Below are 1,582 nucleotides of genomic sequence, written 5' to 3'. Positions count from 1 at the left end.
ACCAGAACTGCTCTTGGGCTTGGGCTGGCCAGGCAGACACAATCGAGCTGAGCGAGTCGAAAACGCGTCGATATCCACCAGCGGCGATCGACATCGGCCAGTCGCCTCCGTAGAGGAGCCGTTCCGCTCCGAATGCTTCCACCGCGGTGTCAACGATTCTGGCAAGTCCGGATACGCTCCAGTCCCCTGCCGGCCTCGCCGTCGGATACAAACCCGAGACCTTCGCGAAGATGTTCGGCTGCTCTGCGGCAGCGGCAATGAGCTCATCCCAGCGCCGGAGCTCTTCGATCGGCCCATCGACCGGAGGCTTACCAAGATGGTCGAGGACGAACGTCAACCCAGGGTGGCGGCCCGCGGCAGTAACCAGTCGGGGGATGGCCTCCGGGCTGCTGGTAACGAAGTCAAAGGGCAGCCCGTACTCTTCCAGGATGGAGAGTCCATCATCGAAGGCGGGTCGAAGTACCCAGTCGGGATCTGTCCGATCGTGGATGAGGTTCCGTATACCCACGATCTCCGGGTAACGGAGGAGGTCGTCCAGATGGCTCGCGATTGCTCGGGGATCCTCGACGGGCACCCAACCGACGACGCCGATGATCTCCGGGCGAGTTGCTGCGACGTGGAGCATATTTCGCGTGTCTTCGGCGTTGTCCGCCGATTGCACCAAGATGACCCCGCCGATGCTCAGGTCGGTCAATACGGGAGCGATTTCTTCGAATGCGATGTCACGGTTCACCTCCGGCAGATGCGGCCCCAGCCAGCCATAAGCTGCCCGTTGAAGATTCCAAACGTGCAAATGTGAATCAATGATCATGCCAACCCCCTAAAATGATCTGATGAATACATCCTCGCCCGATCGGCCGCCTATCCGAGGCTCGCAAACTGACAATGTCGTTGCGGCGATCCTGGGAATGGTGGATGACGGGAGGCTGTCCGCTGGCGATCGGCTTCCCATCGAGAAGGACTTGGCGGAGCTCCTGGGAGTTTCGCGGGGTCCGTTGCGCGAGGGTGTTCGAGCGTTGGCCGTCCTCGGTGTCCTGGAAACCCGTCAGGGCGCCGGAACATACGTAACAGCGTTGGACGCGAGTAAGCTTCTCGGTCCCTTGACGCTGTTTGCGAACCGACAGATGGCCGTGGAGCCTTCGCAACTGCTTCATGTGCGGAGGGTGTTGGAGGCTGAGAGTGCCGCCTTGGCAGCCAGGCGGGTTACGGACGAGCAAGTGGACCAGATGAGTGCTCTGTTGGATCGCGTTGACGCACTCCTGGACGGGGACGTGGATGAGGCGGCTGTCAGTGCAATCATCGATGTGGATACTGAATTTCACCGAAGCGTCGCCGGTGCCGCGGGCAACCCTCTCATGGGTGCGTTGATTGATTCGCTGGCGAGTCGCACCTACAGGACGCGTGTGTGGCGGGCGATGACCGAGCAGGGCGCGACTGCAACGACCCAGGCCGAACACCGGGGCATCCTCGAAGAGATCCGCCGTCGCGACCCCGACCGGGCCAGATTGCGGATGCACTTTCACCTGCTCGCCGTCGAAGACTTCGCAGATACTCACAATATCGACACCGCGCCAACAGTTTC

General features: G+C 61.3%; 2 protein-coding genes. One reads left to right on the top strand and one right to left on the bottom strand.

The window, feature by feature from the left end; translation table 11 throughout:
- A partial coding sequence (locus MU551_RS23160; protein ID WP_247048921.1) for an amidohydrolase family protein occupies window positions 1–811 on the bottom strand: 811 nt, incomplete at its 3' end.
- A gap of 22 nt (window positions 812–833) precedes the next feature.
- Here MU551_RS23160 and MU551_RS23155 point away from each other — a divergent pair.
- The coding region (locus tag MU551_RS23155; protein WP_247048920.1) for a FadR/GntR family transcriptional regulator at window positions 834–1,582 on the top strand (749 nt) is incomplete at its 3' end.

The organism is Arthrobacter rhizosphaerae, assembly GCF_023062595.1.
GTDB classification, from domain to species: Bacteria; Actinomycetota; Actinomycetes; order Actinomycetales; family Micrococcaceae; genus Arthrobacter; species Arthrobacter rhizosphaerae.
Note: the sequence above shows the minus strand (reverse complement) of the source record. Positions and strands in the feature narration are given on the sequence as shown.